Source organism: Celeribacter sp. SCSIO 80838 (assembly GCF_056498065.1).
In genome coordinates, this window is record NZ_JAZKMA010000003.1 from 38578 (window position 1) to 56822 (window position 18245).

Below are 18245 nucleotides of genomic sequence, written 5' to 3' on the forward strand. Positions count from 1 at the left end.
CGCCATGGCCAGCCCTAAAACTAAAATATGGTTTGTGGCGCAATGCGACGAGCCAATCAGTGGACAGACCGTATTCAACCAATTGATGCGCACATGTTTGTCCGATTGTGGTCAGATCGAGCATCTGGCGATCGGAGGGAGTCCGGTTCTAAAGGTCGTACGGGGACTTCTCAATCCGTTCATTCTCTTGACACGCCTCCGTCCGGGAGACATCGTTTATACGTCGCCACCAGGACAGATGGGGCTTTGGCTTTTCTTACTGACCGTTATGGTTTTGCGTTTGCGTCGGCATCCATTCTATGCGCACCACCACAGTTATCGCCCTATCGCGATTGGCCCTCTCCGGCAGGTTCGCCTGATGGGAAAGCTTGGTGGGGGTCTCATCACTCATATTCTTCTGTGCGATAAAATGCGGGATGAGTATGTAAATTTATACTGTGTCAACGACAAAGAACGGTTCATAACTCTGCCGAATGCGGCATTCTTTTCCCGCTCTGGATGTCTTACAGGGCAAGAGCGCGGGCCGCGTGTGACCGTTGGCCATATGAGTGTTATGACTACAGAAAAAGGTGTTCCTTACCTATTGGAAATGTGGAAACGCCTTACCCTCATGGATATTGAGGCCGAGCTTGTTCTGGCTGGTCCAATTCCTGATCCAGAGCTTGAAAAGCAGGTGCGCGAGGCTGTGGCGCAAAGCAAAGGGACCCTGAAATGGATCGGATCTGTTTCAGGTCAGGCCAAGACGGATTTTCTTGAGCACACAGAACTGTTTGTGCTTCCGACCCAGCTGGTTGACGAGGCCGATCCTCTTGTTTTGCTAGAAGCATATAATTTCGGAGCAGCCGTTTTGGCACCAGATCGAGGCTGCATTCGATCGCGACTTATTTCTCCAGACTGGTTGATGTCCATGCATATTGAAAAGGATGCAGTTCTACTGTCGGAAAAAATCACTCAGGTTCGCAACGAGCGCAAGACATTGCCGCCTCTACTTTTGGAGCATGCAACAGCGCTGCAAAAAAATGCGGAAGAGCGCGCCGAACATTTTTTCGGAGAGTTTGGCGTTTCACAGACTCATGCGCAGACCATTCTAAAACAGATTACCGCAGCATAGTGCGTGTGACGTATCAGGAGGGAAGGTGACAGTCTTTACCTTTTGAAAAAGGACCGGTGCATCGCGAGCTTGTGTGAAATATTGGGGCCAAGTTTTTCATTTTTTCGCCCAAGTTTATAGCCTAAAAATTTTGCTCCTGCGGCCAGAAAGGCCCGGGGTATCCACAAAAAACGGCCCTGTTTTATGAGGAAACCAAACTGGTGCAGAACAATGCGCAAGCCTTCACCTTCAGGGGCTCCGAACGAGGCAAGAATCCAGTCTTCCTGGCTTTGGAAAACACCGATGTCAAAATAGCGCCTGAATTCTTCAACAACAGAGTAGTTATGAGAATGCCGAGCACGCGCATCGGCCGCATAGGCAATTTCCCAGCCCTGCTCGAGCATTTTGGCGGCGACGTACATATCCTCAGACAAGATTACATTGTCAGGAAATCCCCCAATTTCCAACAAAGCGGAACGGCGATAGGCTGCAAATGAATTCGACATGAAGCATTTGCGGATTCCTACTGGATAGTCACTATCCATCGAGGTGAGATAACTCTCTGGACCGTAACTTGTCATTCGGGCGTGGACTGCGAGTGGGTTTCCATCATTGTGCGGTAACTGGCGACCGTAAGCGGCCCCCACACGCGGGTTGTCAAAACACTTAGTCAGATTTTTGATCGCATCTGGGTCATCGAGTATGGCGTCCTGGGTGATAAAGACAATAATTTCGTCCTCAACCATTTTTACGGCATCCAAGCGGGTGCCGCCGTGGTTGAACGTTCCGGCGGGGACATCGTAGACGTCGAATCCATATTCAATCGAAAGTGCTCGCGAGGAGTCTGACGAGCCGCTTTCCATCACAAGCTTTTTGCTGAATGGACACGTCTGTTCGTTAACAGACTGAAGGCATTGTCGATAGAGATCGCCTCCATTGTATACGGGAATGACCAAGGCAACCAAGTTTTCAATTCTCCTATGAGACGTTCTGTTGAACTCAAGGGGGACTCCAAGAGCGACTACAATCTCTTTTGACGGGTAGAAGCACTAATCCATTAAACTCAGAATACCTGAAACATAACAACTTGTTTATCCTCCATTTTTGATCTTTGTTGTGGCCAATAAAAAGTTGCAAAAGCGCCTTGTCGCATTATCAGAAGATGCTAACATGACGTGAGAAAATCCGAGGTCCCAAAGTGTTAAAATCGCTCTTAAAATCACTGACGGGCCGTGAATATGATTTGTCTTGGTCGGATTTAGGATACCTCTTTTCCAAAGCGGTCGGGCCTGCGATCCGTGGCCTTTTACGGTACGGCATATGGCGCCGTCGTGTCGTCTTTATGGGGCGCGGCGTGGTCCTTATTTCCCCAAAGCACTTAACGCTTGAGCGCGGTGCTTCGATTGGCCATCATTCCTATATAGATGCCTATTCCCGAAGCGGCGTGATTTTGCGAAGCGGTGCGACGTTGCGTGAATATTGCTGGGTGCAGTGCCGCAGTGGATTGAACGCTGTGGGCGAAGGTCTTGAAATAGGTGAACGTGCCTATGTCGGGCCGTTTAGCTCCATAGGTGTCGGCGGCAAAGTCACAATTGGGGCGGGTACACAGATTGGCGCGGGTTTGCGCCTGTCCGCTGAATCGCATGAGGTTGGCGAAAACAATACGTTCACCGACGGTTCAGTGAAACGGAGCGGGATTGAGATAGGGCGAGATGTCTGGTTGGGCAACAGCGTCACGATCCTCGATGGCGTCACGATCGGAGATGGCGCTGTCATTGGTGCAGGCTCAGTGGTTACTCGCTCAATTAATCCTGGAATGGTCGCCTTTGGTACGCCAGCAAGAGAAATCCGCCGCACCAGCCATAAGAGTCCAATGCAAAAAAGTGAGGGTCATGAATGACGCGCGTTCTCTTTGATTGCCGTCCGGTCCGCCCCCCGATCAGCGGCGTCGCTCGGTATTGTCTTGGAGTGTCAGAAGCACTCTTGCGCACGACCGACTACAAACTGGATGCTTTCGCTCAAGAAGAATCTGGAGCCAACGAGTTTGTCGAGCTAATATCAAAACAGGCACGAATAGTCCCATCGCGTTTCTTTCAGAACAAACGGCTGGTGCCCAACCTGCTTTTAGAGTTTTTACCTCTCAGCGGTCGGGCGTTTTTCGGGAATGGGTATGATATCGTTCACGAAACTTATTTTGCAAATCTCGGTCAACCAGGAAATGCGGCGAAGGTCGCTACGATTCATGATCTCATCCCCTTGGATCGCCCTGAATTATTTTCTAAGCGAAACAGGGTATTTGCAAAACGAAATTTCCACCGCCAAATGCACGAAGCTGATCATATCATCTCCGTTTCCGACTACACCAAGCAGCGTATTCTTGATTTCTATCCTGATGCCAGCGATCGTATAACAGTGATTGGCAATGGGGTGGACCGGACAATCATTGATGGCCCAAGCGTTGCGCCTCTCAGTGAGGGCGATCCGCTCGGCGAGGGGCCATTCGTGAGCTTCGTTGGCAATGTAGAGCCACGCAAAAACCTTGTGACGATGGCAAAGGGCTTTGATCAAGCATTCCCCGCGGGCAGCGGCTGGAAAATGGTCATTGCTGGCCGTCCTAATTTTGAAGCCGAGTCAATTCTTACAGAGATTCGCAGCATTCTCGATGACAGGTTTCTTTATCTTGGGCCTGTGGACGAGGGGCGGAAGTGGCAGGTCTTGAGCCATGCGCAAGCAACCGTCATGTCCTCAGAATACGAAGGTTTCGGGATTCCCATTTTTGAAAGCTACGCGGTCGAAACGCCGGTTATGATTGCGGACAACAGTTCCATGACGGAGCTCGCCGTGTCATCGGAACAACTCTTCCCAACGTTTTCATCCGAAGCTTTGTCTGAAGGGTTAAGACAGATTGCAGAGAATGCCAGCTGGGTCGCCCCATCGGTCAAACTCGGCAAGAAAACTGTCGCCGACTTCACATGGGATGCAATTGCGCGCGACACAGCAGCTGTCTATGCACAGCTTAGCTAATGGCGGGCACTCAAAAGTTCGTAAACAAATTTTTAATTCTGGGCACTCTAGATTTTGATTCCTTGCATGTTTTTCTATCCAGAATCCAGACAGAAAAACATGCAAGGAATCTGCTATGTCCATCGACAAATTTTCGAATAATACTGCTAGCCTGACGGCTCCTACATCCAATGGTTTTTCGGTAGTTGCTAGCGATACAGAAGATCAGCCTTTCGTGACGCGGGGCCTCTATGTTGGCACGAGTGGTAATGTAACCGTATTGCTCGCTGGCGACACTGCCCCGGTAACATTCACTAATTTAGTGGCTGGCGTTTTGCATCCTATACGTGCGAAGCGGATCTATGCGACAGACCTGACAGCTACTGGAATTGTGGGGGTATATTAATGGAAATCGCTCTTCCGATCTCTATCAGCGGGCAGCGCTTCGCAGAGCATCTCCCCCCCGCAGTACTTGATTTAAACTTTGAAGATGAAACCTATCGGATGTCCGGAAATGATGTACCCTTGGCGAGCGTGATGACGTTCTCACGGGCGTCTACAGCGCGCATGCTAGATGCTAGTGGTTTATCTCAACTTGCGGCAATCGACACACCGCGTTTTGATCACACCCTTTCTGGGCAAGCGCTTGGATTGCTATATGAAGATCAAGCGACGAACAATATTGTCTCATCCGATTTCAGTTCAAGTTGGAATACCGTGGGTGGAACGAATACCAGTGCACCAACAGCGCCGGATGGCTTACCTGCAAGGCTCATAACCGTAAATTCTGGATCATCCGACTGCTACTTGTCGCGCAATGTGAGTCTTGTCGTCGGAACGAGCAATACGGTTAGTTTTTATTGCCGCCGAGATCAGAACCGTTTTGTGATGATCTATGGTTTTGGCAACGGTCCAAAAGGAGTCGGATTTGATCTTGTTGCTGGTGCTGCACAGGTCAACTCGTCTTGGATATCGGCAAGAATTGAACTTCTGAATGCCGACGTCGCACGCGTGGTCGGCACTTTAGCGCCATCATCAAACGGCGTTCTTGCGATCAGTCCCGCGACCAACATAGCTGGCGACAAAGAATTCGTTGGTGGTGAGGTGCTTACTATTTGGGGAGGACAACTTGAAGCAGGTGTGAACGCAACGAGCTTCATTCAAACAGCTTCAACAGCACTAAGCCGTGCGGCGGATCAAGCGGGCCTCATAGGCTTGAACGGGACTTATGATGTCCATATCACATATGATGATGACACTGAGACCGCATTGTCAAACGTTCAGATCAGTGACGGATGGTGGCCCACCTCGCTCAGCCGGTCTCATGTGAAACGACTGATTGTGCTCTGAATTTCCCTATCTAAAAATATTATCTGGCTCTCCCAGAAAATTTTTAGAAAATAGGCGGTTGCTGTTCTCAAATTGGTATTTGATGTCACTGGCTTGCGGGAATTTAAGTTGGCCGATGCGTGCTAACCCTGAAAGAATCGCAAGCCGCATAAGCCCATCTCTGAAACGATTGCGGCGACCGCCAAACCAAAATTGCGGCAACACGAAATTCAACCCTCGAGCAATCAGGATTCCAACCGAGCCGAGTGAACGATTCGATTCCGTCTCAATAAATGTGAAGTCCGAAAAATTTTGAAGGCCTAAGGCTTCGATGGCGAAATCCATACGGACATCTCCCTCATGGAGGGCGCTTCTTTTGTAAAGACGCGCACAAAATGCGTCACGACCGAAAGATGCGGTCCACATTTCGGCCAATGCGCAATAGTCATAATAAGGATTTCCAAGCTTTGCCTCCTGACAAAACTTGGCAAGGCTCGCAGCGCCACCTCCGCCCTCAACCCAGGTCGAATAGTTACTTTTGACCAAGCTCGCTTGTTCGCGAAAATATCCAAAAACTTGGATCTCATCAAACAGCGGCACCAGAAATGCTTGAAGATCGGTAACTTGTTCGGGGGTGGTTAAGCGAGAATGAAGATGCTCCGATGATATTAGAAATATCTCATGGGTTTTGCGAGCGGCCTCCACCTCAAGTCGAAATGCATCAAGGTCTGCGACAAAATATGCTTTCTGTTCCTCGAGTGTTTTGAGTTTGTGTCGACGACTAAAGTCATCAAGCCGACCTTGGAAATATGAGGCAAGCACCCGATTGTTACCCATACCGAGAGTTTCGCAGATCTTTATTCCATGGCGTGAGAATTCCTCAATATTACAAGTCAAGAAATTCTGAATGGACGTGCTGCCCGTCTTTTCGGTCCCAATGTGCAAAAGGCATTTCATGATGATGGCTCTTTATCCTGCAAGTTCGGCATGCGCTGTAGGTGAAGGCGCAGGCCATGGAAATACCCAGAGATAATCCACAGAGTCGAAGAGACTTTTGAGGAGGTCGCAGCGTCAATAAACACACAACTCAACGCCATTGCGAGAAAGCCAAGGCGGTAAGGGCGAGGCGCATCGCGACTCAACAAACTGGTCCCAAAGAAAAAGAGCGCAGCCATCAGCCCGATAATACCTCCTTCGCCTAGGAAGCGGACATAGTGTCCATCGACAGCGAGCCCCCAAGCACCGGGTCCCCAGCCCAAAATAAAGTGTGTTGTGTTTGCCCCAAGAGATTTGATGATTAGCGCCCATTTATACGCGCGAACTTGGAAGCTCGAATCGCCGGATCTGAAATCGACGTTTTGGCGCAACCCATCGTCCACCATCGCCCGATATTCGGTCAGCGAATTGATCTGAGGCACGTCTTCAAACCTCTGAACGAGATCTGATGCCATGCTCGAAATCGACTGGGTTTGGTTGAAACGAGAATCCGATAAGTTTAGCGAACCGATGCTTAGAAACAAGATTGCCACGGGAGCAAGCAATAAGAGCGCAAGCGTGTTCCTCCCAGGACGAGAGACCTGCCAAACAACCAAGGCTGCGACTAGCGTTATGCGGGATTGTGTGGCTATAAGAACGCCAGCCATTGCGATTTTTTGCCACTTTTTGGGAGCGACAATAATAATCAGAACTGCAAGAATTGCCGTTTCGTAGGGGCCGGATGTGTTCAAAGTAATTCGACTATCGACCACCGCAAAACGACCAATTTTAGGAAGAAGATGAGTGACTTCACCAAACCACCACAACAGCAATATAAGCGCAATTACGCCAAAAGCGCGACGAAAGCGCTCTTCAGAAATGAAGGGAGCAAATTCAGCCGCGATGAGGAACCAAAGAAAGTATTGTACCAGTCGTCCAGTGAAAACTAACCCTGTCAAACCAACTTCGCTTAAATTTAACACGGCTGACAGAAACGACGCGGCAATGAATATAAAAAACGCATGCACAAAAATTGGGAATTTGTGCGCACGCCCCTTATAACGCCAAAACAGCACCGGCAATGCTGCAAATAGGACGAAATCTTCGACGCGAAAACCCGAAGCCCCAAAAGAAATGATATTAACTTTAGGGGCAATAATAAAAGCAATAGTCAGGTAGAATAGCATGGTGGATCGATTGATCAGCCATACCCCTTGTGCTTTGGGGCTAGAGCTTCGCGCGTGGATCGTGGGCGCGCCACTCCCTGAGTTGTCCAAAATCATTCACCATCCGTTTCTTCATCGGTCAAATCACTGTCGGGCGGAACTTTAAAATCCGCACGCACAGACGCACTAGTACGACCCGACCTGCAATTGTACCACTTATAACAGCAAGCGCCGCCCCTGTTGCTCCATAAAGCGGCGCCAAAATAACAGCGAGAATCATGACAACCAACAGTGTAATCAATTGGCCCCACAGAGCAGAGCCCTCGTGCCCAGACATTGAGAGAAGCATTCCTGCGGGCCCAACCGATACATTGACAAGATGGCCAATAGAAAGAATTTGCAATGGGCGTTTGGCGATGTCGATGTATTCTGGACCAAACGTCACCGCTAAGATTGGGCCAGCAAACAGTATAAGCGGTACACCAGCGAGCGCAGACACGAGAAAAGTAAGGCGTGCAAATTTCCGACTGCGCACAGCAAGCGCTTCGATCTGTCCCGCCTTAAACATCTGTGCGGCCTGAGGTGACAGGATCATATTGTTGATGAACAATGGAAAGCTAAGCAATTGTGCTCCGCTTGTAGCCACTCTGAGCGCTCCAGCGTTCACTTCATTACCAACGGCCCCCAAAATGAGAATGCCTATTTCCGCAGTAAACGTATTAGCGAAAGCGATAAACACAAAAGGCAAAACCGCAGACATCCACTTCTGATCCTCGCATCGAGGGACCGCGTTTGACAGCTCTGCGGGGGTAAAACGACGTAAGAATATGAGGGCACCGGTAAGAGCGAGTACGGCTGCTATAATCTGCGTCATGAACGCTATTTGAAGCGAGAATGATGGTGCAAAAGAGAGGGTAAGAAACACAAGAAAAAGAGCAATGCCCGGACGCAGAGCGAGCTGGCCGACTTGTGATGCAAACGCATGGTGTAGACCCTGTAAAACACCAGCCTGGATGGCAAGCATCGATAGCACAGGGAATAAGACCATTGCGGCATAGATGGATCGTCGCGCAGAAATTTGGCTCCCATCCAGAACGAAGAAAACATACACCGCCCCCGCCAACCAAACCAAAGTCGTGAATAGAATAAGAAACTGATGGGCGCGTTTGCGAACACCCGCCATAAGGGAAAAGTCATTAGCCTGCCTCGCCTGCGCTGTCTCGCGCAGAACAAGCGCTACAACTCCCTGGCCCGCCGGGATGGAGAGAACTGTCGCAAGGGATAGGAAAAAGGCGTAGCGCCCATAATCTGCAGGCCCCAGAGCGCGCGCAAGAATGATAGAGAGCAAAATCGTAAGAGGCAGTGCGCCAACCTTTAAAACAGCCAGCCCCAAAGCTGCCTTAAAATTTGCTGTTTTCGAAGGAAAAAGCAATAAATCCGCTCCCATCAGTCTAGGGGAAGCGGATAGCTCCACCCGAATACTAAATATATATTTTCCCCTCCCAATTTGAAAAGCAAGGAGATTTATCTGCGCTGCAGAAAATTGGTGGAATACAAAGTCGTTTACTGACAGAGGGTTGATAATAGGGTATCTTTTGGAGGAGAGAAAACGAAAATATCGACAACCACTCGAAAGTCTGGCTCATAGATGATGATGATCGACGCACAGTTTTTGCGAGAGGGTAGCCATGGGCCCTTTGTTCCTAGGCCCCATGACCTATTGAAAAATGAAAGGGGCATCGCAAGAGTATTGCCTGACGCGATTTTTGTTTCAGCCCGGATTCTTTATCGACGTATTTCTTATGTGATCGGAAGGAAGGTTTCACCATTCTACCTTTATGACTCGGTCGGAGCCGCTTTCATTCATGTTCCTAAAAATGCTGGGACGTTTATCAATAGCGTCGTTTATCCCGATTTTTCACCCGAGACCTCGACAAAAATTAATGCACACCATTCGGCACAATATCTGTTATTGCTGGACAAAAGCGCGTTCGATGCGGTCAAAAAATTCGCTATTTTACGAAACCCGGCAGCCCGTCTTCGGTCAGCCTTCGATTACCTTAAATTCAAAACGCCTTTTGAAACCGACAAAGCCTTTGCAGAAAAATCTCTCTCAAACTTTGCGACCTTTGAAGAGTTCTGCGCCAATGCGGATGATGACACATTCACAGAGTTGATGGCATGGCCGCATTTTCAACCACAAATTAGCTTCATATGTGACGCGCATGGCACACTCCTCGTGAATGCCCTCACCGTGTTTGAGCGCATGGATATGGGCTTGCAAAACATCGGTGACGCCTGGGGAAAAGACTGGTCGGGAATAGAGGTGAATACAGCACCGCTAAAGACAAACGAGGCCATTACCGCGATTGTTGAAAAATACTATGCCTCGGATCTCCGTCTTTGGAAAACTGTGAATACCAGTCCCGAGGCCTGTTGTTTAGTCAGCCGTCCATCGTCAAAGTTTTTGGGAAAGATGGCTACTTAAGTTAAGCGAGGGTCTGCATCATCCCGTTGGTTTAATTATGTGGCGGATTTGCAGTGTTACAAGCGTCGCATTTCGATGCGTCTGACGGTTTCAATCGGTCGCCGCAACACCTTAGATCATATCCTGCTTGATCAGCAGATTGAACCGCCCCGGGTTTGCCCGAGGCTGTTTGGTTTAACTTATGCGGCCATGGTTTCAGTTTCCAGAGCTGCGTAGAAGTTTGCCTCTGCGTCACAATCATCATTCTTGTAAACCTTTACGCAGCGCCGGGCCTGCTTAGCACAAGGGGGTCAATATTGGGCGCCGATAAAGGGTCAACATTCAATGCCGATTGACATTGCGGGGTACGCAAGGTTTGGCGCCAGATGCGACGAGAAGGCTTTGATGTGGCCCGATGCACCATAGCCCGGTTGATGAGGGATCTGGGGCTTCAGGGCGCCATTCGGGGCAAGCCGCACAAGACGACGGTGCCAGACAGATCAGTACCTTGCCCGATGGACAAGGTGAATCGGCAATTCCGGGTGCCGGCACCGAACATGCTCTGGGTCAGTGACTTCACCTATGTCGCGACTTGGCAGGGATTTGTCTACGTGGCTTTCGTCATCGACACATTTGCGCGCCGGATCGTTGGGTGGCGCGTCAGCCGCACAGCTCACACGGGCTTCGTTCTCGACGCTTTGGAACAGGCCGTTCATCAGCGACAGCCTGGTGTGGGCCTGGTTCATCACTCAGACCGCGGGTCGCAATACCTGTCGATAAAATACACCGAACGCTTGGCCGAGGCCGACATCGAACCCTCGGTCGGAAGAGTGTCATTTCATGACCTTGGCCAGTGGATGCCAGACCTGATCGTTGACGAGACGGAAGATGTGACCACGGTCTTCGACAGCATCAGCACTGATCCCGAGGCGAGCGCAGAAGAACAAGCCGAAGACCGCGAGTTGCTCTATTATCGTTTTACCGAATTGCTGCCTCCTGCGCTGAGAGGCAAAGAGCTTGTTGCCCGACAAATCAGCCTGTTCGAGGAAGAAGAACGCGAACGAGGCTGGTCAGGGGATTTCGCGGCGCTTTCAGATCAAGAAGCACGGGCAATCTGGGAAAGGGCTCTGGCCAGTGACCACCCGGGCGCATCCGTCGCTTTGGCCAGTCTCATGTTCGGGAGATCGGTGACGGATTTGAATTGCCAGCCGACCCCCGGCGGCAGCTGGTGGGAGACGGGCGGTATTGGATTTTCTCCCGATGTGCCTCTGAGCACGGAAAAGAGTTTCGAACGCAATCGGTTCGTGATGATGCCACCCCCATCTCTTGGACAGAATTTGGCGTAAATTAAGCTACTCTCGGCTCCTGCTGATCGGGTTGGATTTCTTCTTTTCTCAGCCAATAGACCACGGCTGGGGGGGGGACGCTAAGGGCAGAATGGGGACGTTTGCGGTTGTAGAACGCGATCCACTTGCCGACACCGGCCTTCGCCTCTGATCTTGTTTCCCAGGCGTGCAGGTAGACGCATTCGTATTTTAGGCTCCGCCAGAGCCGTTCCACGAAGATGTTGTCGAGATGAAGAGGGACCGTCGCGCCAGTGGCGCGGCGTAAGCCCGATGAATGCCCCTTGCCATCCATTGAGATGCGCACACCCGATCGGCGCAGCCGGTCGGTCCAGGCAAAGGATGTGAACTGGCTGCCCTGGTCGGTGTTCATGATCTCGGGCGGCCCGAAGCGGGCGATGGCCTCGTTCAGCGTCTCGACGCAGAAGTCCGCCTCCAGCGTGTTCGAGATGCGCCAGGCCAGCACCTTGCGCGTGTGCCAGCCCATGATCCCCACCAGATAGAGGAACCCTCGCCGCATCCATTGTCCGGCAGGCGATTTGCGACGCAAATCTGCCGAGAGGGGGCAGATAGGTGATGTCCGCACCCCAAACCTGATTGGGCCGATCTACCCGCAGCCCGCGCAGCAGACGAGCCTTGTGCGCCATTGGTTCAAGCACAATGGCGAGTGATACGTCTTGTGCCCCTTCGCCGCCTTGCTGGTGTTGGGTTTCTGGTAGATCGGCATCAGACCCATAAGACGCATCAGGCGGCGTATGCGTTTCTCGTTCACCAGATGGCCTTCGGTGTGCACAGGTGCCAGGTCATCCTCCGCACACCGAAGAACGGTGTCTCAAGGAATTGTTCATCAATCTGGCGCATGAGCATCAGGTTCGTCGCCGTGTCGCCTTTGGGCGTGTAGTAGAACGACGACCGCGAGATTTACAGCAACTTGCACTGCTTGCCGATGGACAGGTCAGGATTGGAGGGTTCAACCATCTTCCGCCTCACTTGCGGTCCACGGTTTGAGCTTTCGTGACAAAAAATCGTTGGCCACCGCGTTCGCCTGTTCTCTCGAACCGGCTCGCCAACTCGGCCACCGTCTGTTCTCCCTTCAGCGCTTCAAGCGCCACCTTCGCCTTGAACTCAGTCGAATGCTGCTTCCGTTTCGACATCATTCGACCATTGTCCTCGGACCGTGTATGGATGGCCCCCTTGGCAAGAGCTTTGTTTGGGGTTGGCATTTCGGTCGGTCGCGGCCATGTATACGGCGTCAATTTGCAGCTCTATCGCTGCGCGCCTTGATGAAGTCAGCCGACGGACGGATCCCGATCAATGGCACGCGCTCAAAGGCGCTTCGGTCCCATTCGCGCTGACGCCATGAACCTGAAAGACATTCTTGGCCAGATCGAGGCCGATCATGTTAGGCTGTTCCATAGATGACTCCTTTCGGTGGCTTTAGTCAAACCTACCTTGGCACATTGCGATGCCGTTTGATGGGGCCATCCACACCATCAATGGCGGACAAGGTCTCATTCTCCTTCTCGTCGAAGATCAGCAGACAACAAATCCTAGCTTACGTTAGCGTCCGATTTTCTGGGGGTAGCTCAACAACCAGCGCTCCCGTGTCGAAGCGCAGATCGGCCGCTACAAGAAAGTCATCGGCACCGCGTTGCGCGCCCGCAAGATGGAGACCCAGACCACCGAAACCACCATCGCGTTCAAAGCACTCAACCGCATGACCCTCCTCGGGGCTGCAAAAATCCAGCCTGTGTCATGACGCCAGCAGGGAAAGGGGAACACTCGCCTGAGCTGTGAACCATGCAACAAGGCCGGATGAAACGAGAAGCAGAACGGCAGAGTTTACATCAGGTACCGACAACGGATTACCAAAAGTCGACTTTTGATGCTTCGCCATCCAGACCTGCGTCCTCCACCTGCTCTCTGTCGGGCAGGTCATGCAGGCTCTCCAACCCGAACGCGACGAGGAACTGCTCAGTCGTGACAAACGTATACGGCGCGCCACGTCGCGGTGACCTTGGCCCGGTCCCAATCAGGTTGCGCGCATGAAGCCGCCCAATCAGGTCACGGCTGATCTCTTTGCCGAAGATGTCCTTGAGCCCGTCGCGCGTGATCGGCTGATGGTAGGCGATGGCGGCCAGAACTGCGACGTCGAATTCACTCAAGTCCAGCAGTTGATTGCCGACATCTGCCGCAGCGCGGATCGCGGGCGCGTAGGCCCCCCGGGTCCGGAATATCCAGCCGCCGGCGACCTGGGCGATCTCGAAGGCCCGCCCTTCCAGATCGCCGGCAAGGTCCTCGACCAGCAGATCGACCGAGGCCCCCTGCCCCACCACGCGGGCCAAGTCTTCGCGCAGCACCGGCGAGGCAGAGGCAAAGAGCACCGCCTCGATCCGGCGCATCCATTCCCGCCAGCGCAGCTCAGGCGGCAGGTCGGTCAACTCGCGATCTAGGTCCGGTTCTGACCGATCCTTTGCCATCGCTAAACCCCGTAGAGCCGGAACGTATCACGGCCGGTCAGCTCGCGCACAGCGTCGAGGTCGACCAGCCGGTCGCAAAGCCGCCTCGCGGCGCGATCCGGCAAAGGCAAGGCCGAAGGCGCCACGGCATCGCGGGTCAGGAACATCTCGACCGCGTCGCCCGCTCCCTTGGCCCGCAGCTTGGGTGCGACCGCCTTCAGATGCGCCGCCCGACGCGCAAGGTCAGAGGCATGCCGCACCGCCTCAACCACCGAAGAGATGAGTGCCCGATGACAGGCCAAGCGAAGGTCAACGCCCTGCTTGCGCAGGTCGGCGCGTTTCAGGCCCAGGGCCAGCAGCGGCACGAGATGATCCCAGCCGAGCGCCTGCGCGAGCGCCGCATCCGCGAGGATCAGCGCAGGCACGTCGGCACGGGGCGCTTCCGTCAGCAGCGCCTCCAGCACCATTGCGGCACGGGTCACCGGCGCCCCTGTCCCCGCATCGAGCCACGTCGTGATCTGGCCCGGCTCGAAGGTCGGCAAGGCCCGAGCAAGCGACTTGATCGAAATTGACCGTTCCGCTGCGTATCGCCAGGCAAGGTAAGTTTCCCCGGCCGGGCCGGGCAGATCGCCAGGGCGCAGAAAGTGCACGGCGTCGCGCAGCTGCTTTGTCCTCTCAGATCTCCCAGAAAACGCCATACAAGCCTCGGCCGCACGCAGCGCGAGCCTATCCCGCAACAAGGCTTGGGGCACGTCCTCACGTCCCAACACAACATGCAGGTGGGCGAGCGCCGCGCCCGACAAAAACGCGACATCTTCAGGGGTTTCAGCACGTGCGAAGGTGACCCAGGTGGGCATTCGGGGTAGCGTGTCGAGGTCGCTGATGTGATCTGATCGGGCAAATGTCATGCCGAAAGTCTACATCTTGGCGGCGCTTTCGTCCACAATATGATGTAAAAACCGCCTCTACTTGTGGATCTTAATTATGTCCAATAAGTTTGCATTATCGGACATAATGATTATAGGCTCCGAAACATGGCCAAAACACCCACAAACCCGCCGCACAAAGACATGGAAATTGACTTGCCCGATCACGTGGCAGGATCAGGTTCGCTTGAGCGCCTTGTAGAAACCGCGCGCACCTATGCGGGGGCCACCGTTGCGGAGAACACAGCGAAAGCCTACGCCGCCGACTGGGCGCATTTCTCGCGCTGGTGTCGGATAAAAGGAGCGGACACCCTGCCCCCCTCACCGGAACTCATCGGTCTCTATCTCACCGACCTCGCACATCCCTCGGATAAGACCGCCCCTCTGACGGTGGCAAGCATCGAGCGTCGCCTCTCCGGTCTCTCATGGAATTACGCGCAGCGCGGCCTGACTCTGAACCGCAAGGAACGCCACATCGCCCGTATCCTCGCGGGCATCAAACGCAAACACGCTCGCCCGCCGGTCCAAAAGGAAGCAATCTTTTCGGAGGACATTCAGGCCATGGTCGCCACCCTGCCCTATGATCTGCGCGGGCTGCGGGATCGGGCGATCCTGCTTTTGGGCTATGCGGGTGGCTTGCGCCGGACCGAAATTGTCTGCCTTGACGTGCACAAAGACGACACAGAGGACAGCGGCGGCTGGGTCACGATCTATGAGGAAGGTGCGCTGCTCAAGCTCAATTCCAAGACCGGTTGGCGTGAGGTCGAAATCGGGCGCGGCTCAACTGACGCGACCTGCCCAGTTCATGCGTTGGAGCAATGGCTGCACTTCGCGAAGATCGGCTTCGGGCCTGTGTTCGTGCGCACCTCCCGCGACGGAAAACGCGCTTTGGAGGATCGCCTCAGCGATAAACACGTCGCGCGTCTCATCAAGCACACGGTTCTGAAAGCAGGCCTGCGCGCAGAACTTCCGGAGAAAGAGCGTCTCGCGCTGTTCTCCGGTCACAGCCTGCGCGCGGGTCTGGCAAGCTCAGCGGACGTCGATGAGCGCTATATTCAAAAGCACCTCGGCCACGCCTCTGTCGAAATGACACGCAGGTATCAGCGGCGGCGGGATCGGTTCCGGATCAATCTGACGCAAGCCGCCGGGCTTTAAACGCAAGATCGTGAAACGAGAAAGGCGGCCACTTGGACCGCCTTTCTCATGTCATCTGATCGGGTGCTCTAGCTGTCCAGTTCGGCAAAGAACGCAGCCAGCGCGGCCTCCAGTTTCTGCTTTTCCATCTGACCAAAGTCCATGTCAGACCGCAGTTCAAGTCGCCCATCCTGCACCGCACAACGCACTGTCCCCGCGGGGACAGTCATGCGGAACGTGGTTTTGAGCGTGTTGGCTTTTCCCGCCGGCGCTTTCTTTTCCGCCTTACGCACCTCGGTGAGCAAACCACGCAGCACCTCAATCTCGGCCTCTGCCGTCGTCGCCATCGCCGCCGCGAGCCGCGATTTCGCGCGCGTCACCGCCGCCGCATCGTCCGCGAACTTTTTCTCAAGATCGAGACCAAGGGCACGCGGGATCGCTTCCGGAAATTTGAGCGCGCCACCGATATGATCCAAAAGTGTCGCAAAGTGGCGAATGTAGCTGCGCTTTTGCCGGTTCGCAGAGACGTAAAGAATGGCGACGGCCTCCTCGACGCTCGCGCATGCGGTCTCCGGATCGGCGGCATAGGCCCGCGCGAGCGCCGCCATTTCCGCAAAAGAAATATCACGGCGCACGAGGTTCTCATCCACCATCCGACGGTAAAGTCCATCGAGAGCCTCACCGCTCGACATCAGGCCCGCCGGAATTTTTGCGAAACGTTCATCGCCCGTTTCCGCGAACAGTTCGCGGTAGGCGGTGAGACGGCGGAACCCCTGCACAAGCTCATAGCCATCGCCAACCTGCTCCACGCGGATCGGGTTTGAGAGGCCAATCTCCCGAATGGAGATTTTCAACTCGTCCAGATCGGGATCGCGGGTGATGCTCCGGTCGCGGGTGAGTTTCGACGTGGACACGGCGTCAATCGCGACGAGATCGACGATCAAACCCTGTTTTTTCATCCGCACGAAATCATGGGCGAGGCGGTCGTTCTCCTCGCGGATCGCGGCCTCGGCAGCTTGGCGTTCGCGGAGCGCGGAGGCGTTTTCCTGAATGGCGCTGGCCATCGGGCCACGGCGGGCTTCACGCACCTCTGGCTCCTCTGTCCCTGCGGGGACAGGGGTCTCTACTTCGACCGGATCGGTCGGAAAGTCGATGTCGAAGACGCGGCGTTTCTTGCTCATGTCTCATCCTCCAGATTGCCCCAGGCCTCGAGAAGGTGCCCACGGAATTCTTCATACGCATTGTCGAAAGAGGACCGTGCGCGACGCCATGTCTCGCGCGTCATGTCGCGGTAATCGGTCTCATAGATCGACGACAAAAAGCGACCGGACTGCTCAACGGCACGGGTCATCTCAATCGGGTTCTGGGTGAGCCTATCCCCGAAAACCTTTTCAAACGCCTCCCGCATCGCGCGGTGCAGCTCATTGCCGGCTTCGAACCGCGTCAGCAGAAAACGGATATCGTGAAACGCCTTCGGCAGATTGCTTGTCCCCGCGGGGACGACACCGTTGAAGGCGGAGAGATCTTCGAGCGCTTCGGCAAGCTGACCGATGAAAGACGTGGTGGAGTCATATTCCCAGTAGCCCGGGCCCGAGGGAATATAGAGCACGTCAGCGGCAAAGACCGCGTTCATCGACTGATAACCGATCGCGGGCGGACAGTCGAAGATGATCATGTCATAGGCGTCGGCGGGCAGGGTGTCGAGATAGCGGCTCACGGCGGCAAAGAACGACCACTCCGGATTGAGGTGGCGGTATTGCGCGGAAGCGAATTCGACAAAGGCCGCATTGGCGCAGGAGGGAATGATGTCGATGGTCGGCCAATTGGTCAGCTTGATGAAATCCGCAACGCGCAGATCGGAAAGGCCCATATCCGTGATCGAAGAGGGCAGGCGGCGTTGGGGCAGGGCGGAGCCGCTCTCCGCACCCCGGGTCGCGGCATTCATGCGCTCTGTCTCATTGATGAGGTCGCGCGCCATGATGCCCCAGACGGTGAATTCCTCGGCCACATCCGAAAGCCCCATGGAGTGGGACAGCGTCGCCTGCGGATCGAAGTCGACACAAAGGACACGGTAGCCATCCAAAGCTGCGGCATGAGCGAAGTGAAGCGCCACGGTGGATTTGCCCGCGCCCCCTTTGAAGTTCGCAATCGCCGCGCGGATCGCCCGCTTGCCCGCCGGACGGGTCGGCATGAGCGACTTGCGGCTCACCTTAAGACGGCGGCGCAGCTCGTTGATCTCTTCGAGCGTATACCAACGCTGACGCCCATCTTCCTCGACATAGCCCTGCGGCAGGGACGGGTCGGCGGCCAGACGTCCACGCATGGTGGATTGATTGACCTTGAAGATGAGCTC

Annotated in this window: 15 protein-coding genes and 2 pseudogenes; 8 read left to right on the forward strand and 9 right to left on the reverse strand. The window is 54.1% G+C overall.

Annotated features, from left to right (window positions below):
- Nucleotides 1-4 precede the first annotated feature (4 nt).
- Nucleotides 5-1111 (forward strand): glycosyltransferase family 4 protein, encoded by a 1107-nt coding sequence (locus V1475_RS19860; protein WP_479414208.1) that lies wholly within the window; start codon nucleotides 5-7, stop codon nucleotides 1109-1111.
- A 35-nt stretch (nucleotides 1112-1146) separates the two neighbouring features.
- Here V1475_RS19860 and V1475_RS19865 read toward each other — a convergent pair whose 3' ends face one another.
- Nucleotides 1147-2055 carry a glycosyltransferase family 2 protein gene (locus V1475_RS19865; protein ID WP_479414209.1) on the reverse strand — a complete coding sequence of 303 codons (909 nt, stop codon included), beginning with the start codon at nucleotides 2053-2055 and terminating at the stop codon, nucleotides 1147-1149.
- 233 nt (nucleotides 2056-2288) lie between these two features.
- On the opposite strand from V1475_RS19865, the gene V1475_RS19870 reads away from it, so the two are divergent.
- The 4 genes from V1475_RS19870 to V1475_RS19885 all read left to right on the forward strand — a co-directional run bounded on the left by V1475_RS19870 (nucleotide 2289) and on the right by V1475_RS19885 (nucleotide 5443).
- The gene (locus V1475_RS19870; protein ID WP_479414210.1) at nucleotides 2289-2990 is read left to right on the forward strand and encodes an acyltransferase; all 702 of its coding nucleotides are present in this window, start codon (nucleotides 2289-2291) and stop codon (nucleotides 2988-2990) included.
- On the forward strand, nucleotides 2987-4114 hold the full coding sequence (locus V1475_RS19875; protein ID WP_479414211.1) for a glycosyltransferase family 4 protein: 1128 nt from the start codon (nucleotides 2987-2989) through the stop codon (nucleotides 4112-4114). The genes V1475_RS19870 and V1475_RS19875 overlap by 4 nt, the downstream gene beginning before the upstream one ends.
- Before the next feature lie 115 nt (nucleotides 4115-4229).
- Entirely contained in the window at nucleotides 4230-4499 is a 270-nt protein-coding gene (locus V1475_RS19880) for a spike base protein, RCAP_Rcc01079 family (protein ID WP_479414212.1), read from the forward strand.
- Nucleotides 4499-5443: a phage head spike fiber domain-containing protein gene (locus tag V1475_RS19885; RefSeq protein WP_479414213.1), complete on the forward strand. Its 945-nt coding sequence runs from the start codon at nucleotides 4499-4501 to the stop codon at nucleotides 5441-5443. The genes V1475_RS19880 and V1475_RS19885 overlap by 1 nt, the downstream gene beginning before the upstream one ends.
- 6 nt (nucleotides 5444-5449) lie before the next feature.
- Here the strand turns inward: V1475_RS19885 and V1475_RS19890 are convergent, their stop codons facing one another.
- Genes V1475_RS19890 through V1475_RS19900 form a run of 3 tightly spaced genes read right to left on the reverse strand, consistent with a single transcriptional unit; the run spans nucleotide 5450 to nucleotide 9010 of the window.
- Nucleotides 5450-6379 (reverse strand): hypothetical protein, encoded by a 930-nt coding sequence (locus tag V1475_RS19890; RefSeq protein ID WP_479414214.1) that lies wholly within the window; start codon nucleotides 6377-6379, stop codon nucleotides 5450-5452.
- A complete protein-coding gene (locus tag V1475_RS19895; RefSeq protein WP_479414215.1) occupies nucleotides 6376-7680 on the reverse strand; it encodes a hypothetical protein in 1305 nt (434 codons plus the stop codon). The genes V1475_RS19890 and V1475_RS19895 overlap by 4 nt, the downstream gene beginning before the upstream one ends.
- 22 nt (nucleotides 7681-7702) lie before the next feature.
- Nucleotides 7703-9010 carry an MATE family efflux transporter gene (locus V1475_RS19900; protein ID WP_479414216.1) on the reverse strand — a complete coding sequence of 436 codons (1308 nt, stop codon included), beginning with the start codon at nucleotides 9008-9010 and terminating at the stop codon, nucleotides 7703-7705.
- A 201-nt stretch (nucleotides 9011-9211) separates the two neighbouring features.
- On the opposite strand from V1475_RS19900, the gene V1475_RS19905 reads away from it, so the two are divergent.
- Together V1475_RS19905 and V1475_RS19910 are read left to right on the forward strand one after the other, a co-directional pair.
- Nucleotides 9212-10051, forward strand: a complete 840-nt coding sequence (locus tag V1475_RS19905; protein WP_479414217.1) for a sulfotransferase family protein — start codon at nucleotides 9212-9214, stop codon at nucleotides 10049-10051.
- Nucleotides 10052-10392: 341 nt separating this feature from the next.
- Nucleotides 10393-10863, forward strand: a pseudogene (locus V1475_RS19910) (IS3 family transposase); the annotation flags it as partial.
- A 514-nt stretch (nucleotides 10864-11377) separates the two neighbouring features.
- Here V1475_RS19910 and V1475_RS19915 read toward each other — a convergent pair.
- The 3 genes and pseudogenes from V1475_RS19915 to V1475_RS19925 form a co-directional block, all read right to left on the reverse strand.
- Nucleotides 11378-12530 (reverse strand): annotated as a pseudogene (locus V1475_RS19915) (IS3 family transposase).
- Between the two features lie 708 nt (nucleotides 12531-13238).
- Nucleotides 13239-13853 (reverse strand): SMC-Scp complex subunit ScpB, encoded by a 615-nt coding sequence (scpB, locus tag V1475_RS19920; RefSeq protein WP_479414218.1) that lies wholly within the window; start codon nucleotides 13851-13853, stop codon nucleotides 13239-13241.
- Nucleotides 13854-13855: 2 nt separating this feature from the next.
- Nucleotides 13856-14740: a DUF1403 family protein gene (locus V1475_RS19925; RefSeq protein ID WP_479414219.1), complete on the reverse strand. Its 885-nt coding sequence runs from the start codon at nucleotides 14738-14740 to the stop codon at nucleotides 13856-13858.
- 126 nt (nucleotides 14741-14866) lie between these two features.
- On the opposite strand from V1475_RS19925, the gene V1475_RS19930 reads away from it, so the two are divergent.
- Complete coding sequence (locus tag V1475_RS19930; protein ID WP_479414220.1) at nucleotides 14867-15913, forward strand: tyrosine-type recombinase/integrase; 1047 nt, start codon at nucleotides 14867-14869, stop codon at nucleotides 15911-15913.
- Between the two features lie 68 nt (nucleotides 15914-15981).
- Here V1475_RS19930 and V1475_RS19935 read toward each other — a convergent pair whose 3' ends face one another.
- Together V1475_RS19935 and V1475_RS19940 are read right to left on the reverse strand one after the other, a co-directional pair.
- On the reverse strand, nucleotides 15982-17073 hold the full coding sequence (locus V1475_RS19935; RefSeq protein WP_479414221.1) for a ParB/RepB/Spo0J family partition protein: 1092 nt from the start codon (nucleotides 17071-17073) through the stop codon (nucleotides 15982-15984).
- Nucleotides 17070-18245, reverse strand: a 1176-nt coding sequence (locus tag V1475_RS19940; RefSeq protein ID WP_479414222.1) for an AAA family ATPase, incomplete at its 5' end; no start/stop codon positions are given. The genes V1475_RS19940 and V1475_RS19935, both read right to left, overlap by 4 nt.

Coding starts and splice junctions, on each gene's coding strand:
- V1475_RS19925 (WP_479414219.1), bottom strand. CDS start 14,740: ATGACATTTGCCCGATCAGATCACATCAGCGACCTCGACACGCTACCC.
- V1475_RS19875 (WP_479414211.1), top strand. CDS start 2,987: ATGACGCGCGTTCTCTTTGATTGCCGTCCGGTCCGCCCCCCGATCAGC.
- V1475_RS19900 (WP_479414216.1), bottom strand. CDS start 9,010: ATGGGAGCGGATTTATTGCTTTTTCCTTCGAAAACAGCAAATTTTAAG.
- V1475_RS19935 (WP_479414221.1), bottom strand. CDS start 17,073: ATGAGCAAGAAACGCCGCGTCTTCGACATCGACTTTCCGACCGATCCG.
- V1475_RS19905 (WP_479414217.1), top strand. CDS start 9,212: ATGATGATGATCGACGCACAGTTTTTGCGAGAGGGTAGCCATGGGCCC.
- V1475_RS19890 (WP_479414214.1), bottom strand. CDS start 6,379: ATGAAATGCCTTTTGCACATTGGGACCGAAAAGACGGGCAGCACGTCC.
- V1475_RS19895 (WP_479414215.1), bottom strand. CDS start 7,680: ATGATTTTGGACAACTCAGGGAGTGGCGCGCCCACGATCCACGCGCGA.
- scpB (WP_479414218.1), bottom strand. CDS start 13,853: ATGGCAAAGGATCGGTCAGAACCGGACCTAGATCGCGAGTTGACCGAC.
- V1475_RS19930 (WP_479414220.1), top strand. CDS start 14,867: ATGGCCAAAACACCCACAAACCCGCCGCACAAAGACATGGAAATTGAC.
- V1475_RS19885 (WP_479414213.1), top strand. CDS start 4,499: ATGGAAATCGCTCTTCCGATCTCTATCAGCGGGCAGCGCTTCGCAGAG.
- V1475_RS19860 (WP_479414208.1), top strand. CDS start 5: ATGGCCAGCCCTAAAACTAAAATATGGTTTGTGGCGCAATGCGACGAG.
- V1475_RS19880 (WP_479414212.1), top strand. CDS start 4,230: ATGTCCATCGACAAATTTTCGAATAATACTGCTAGCCTGACGGCTCCT.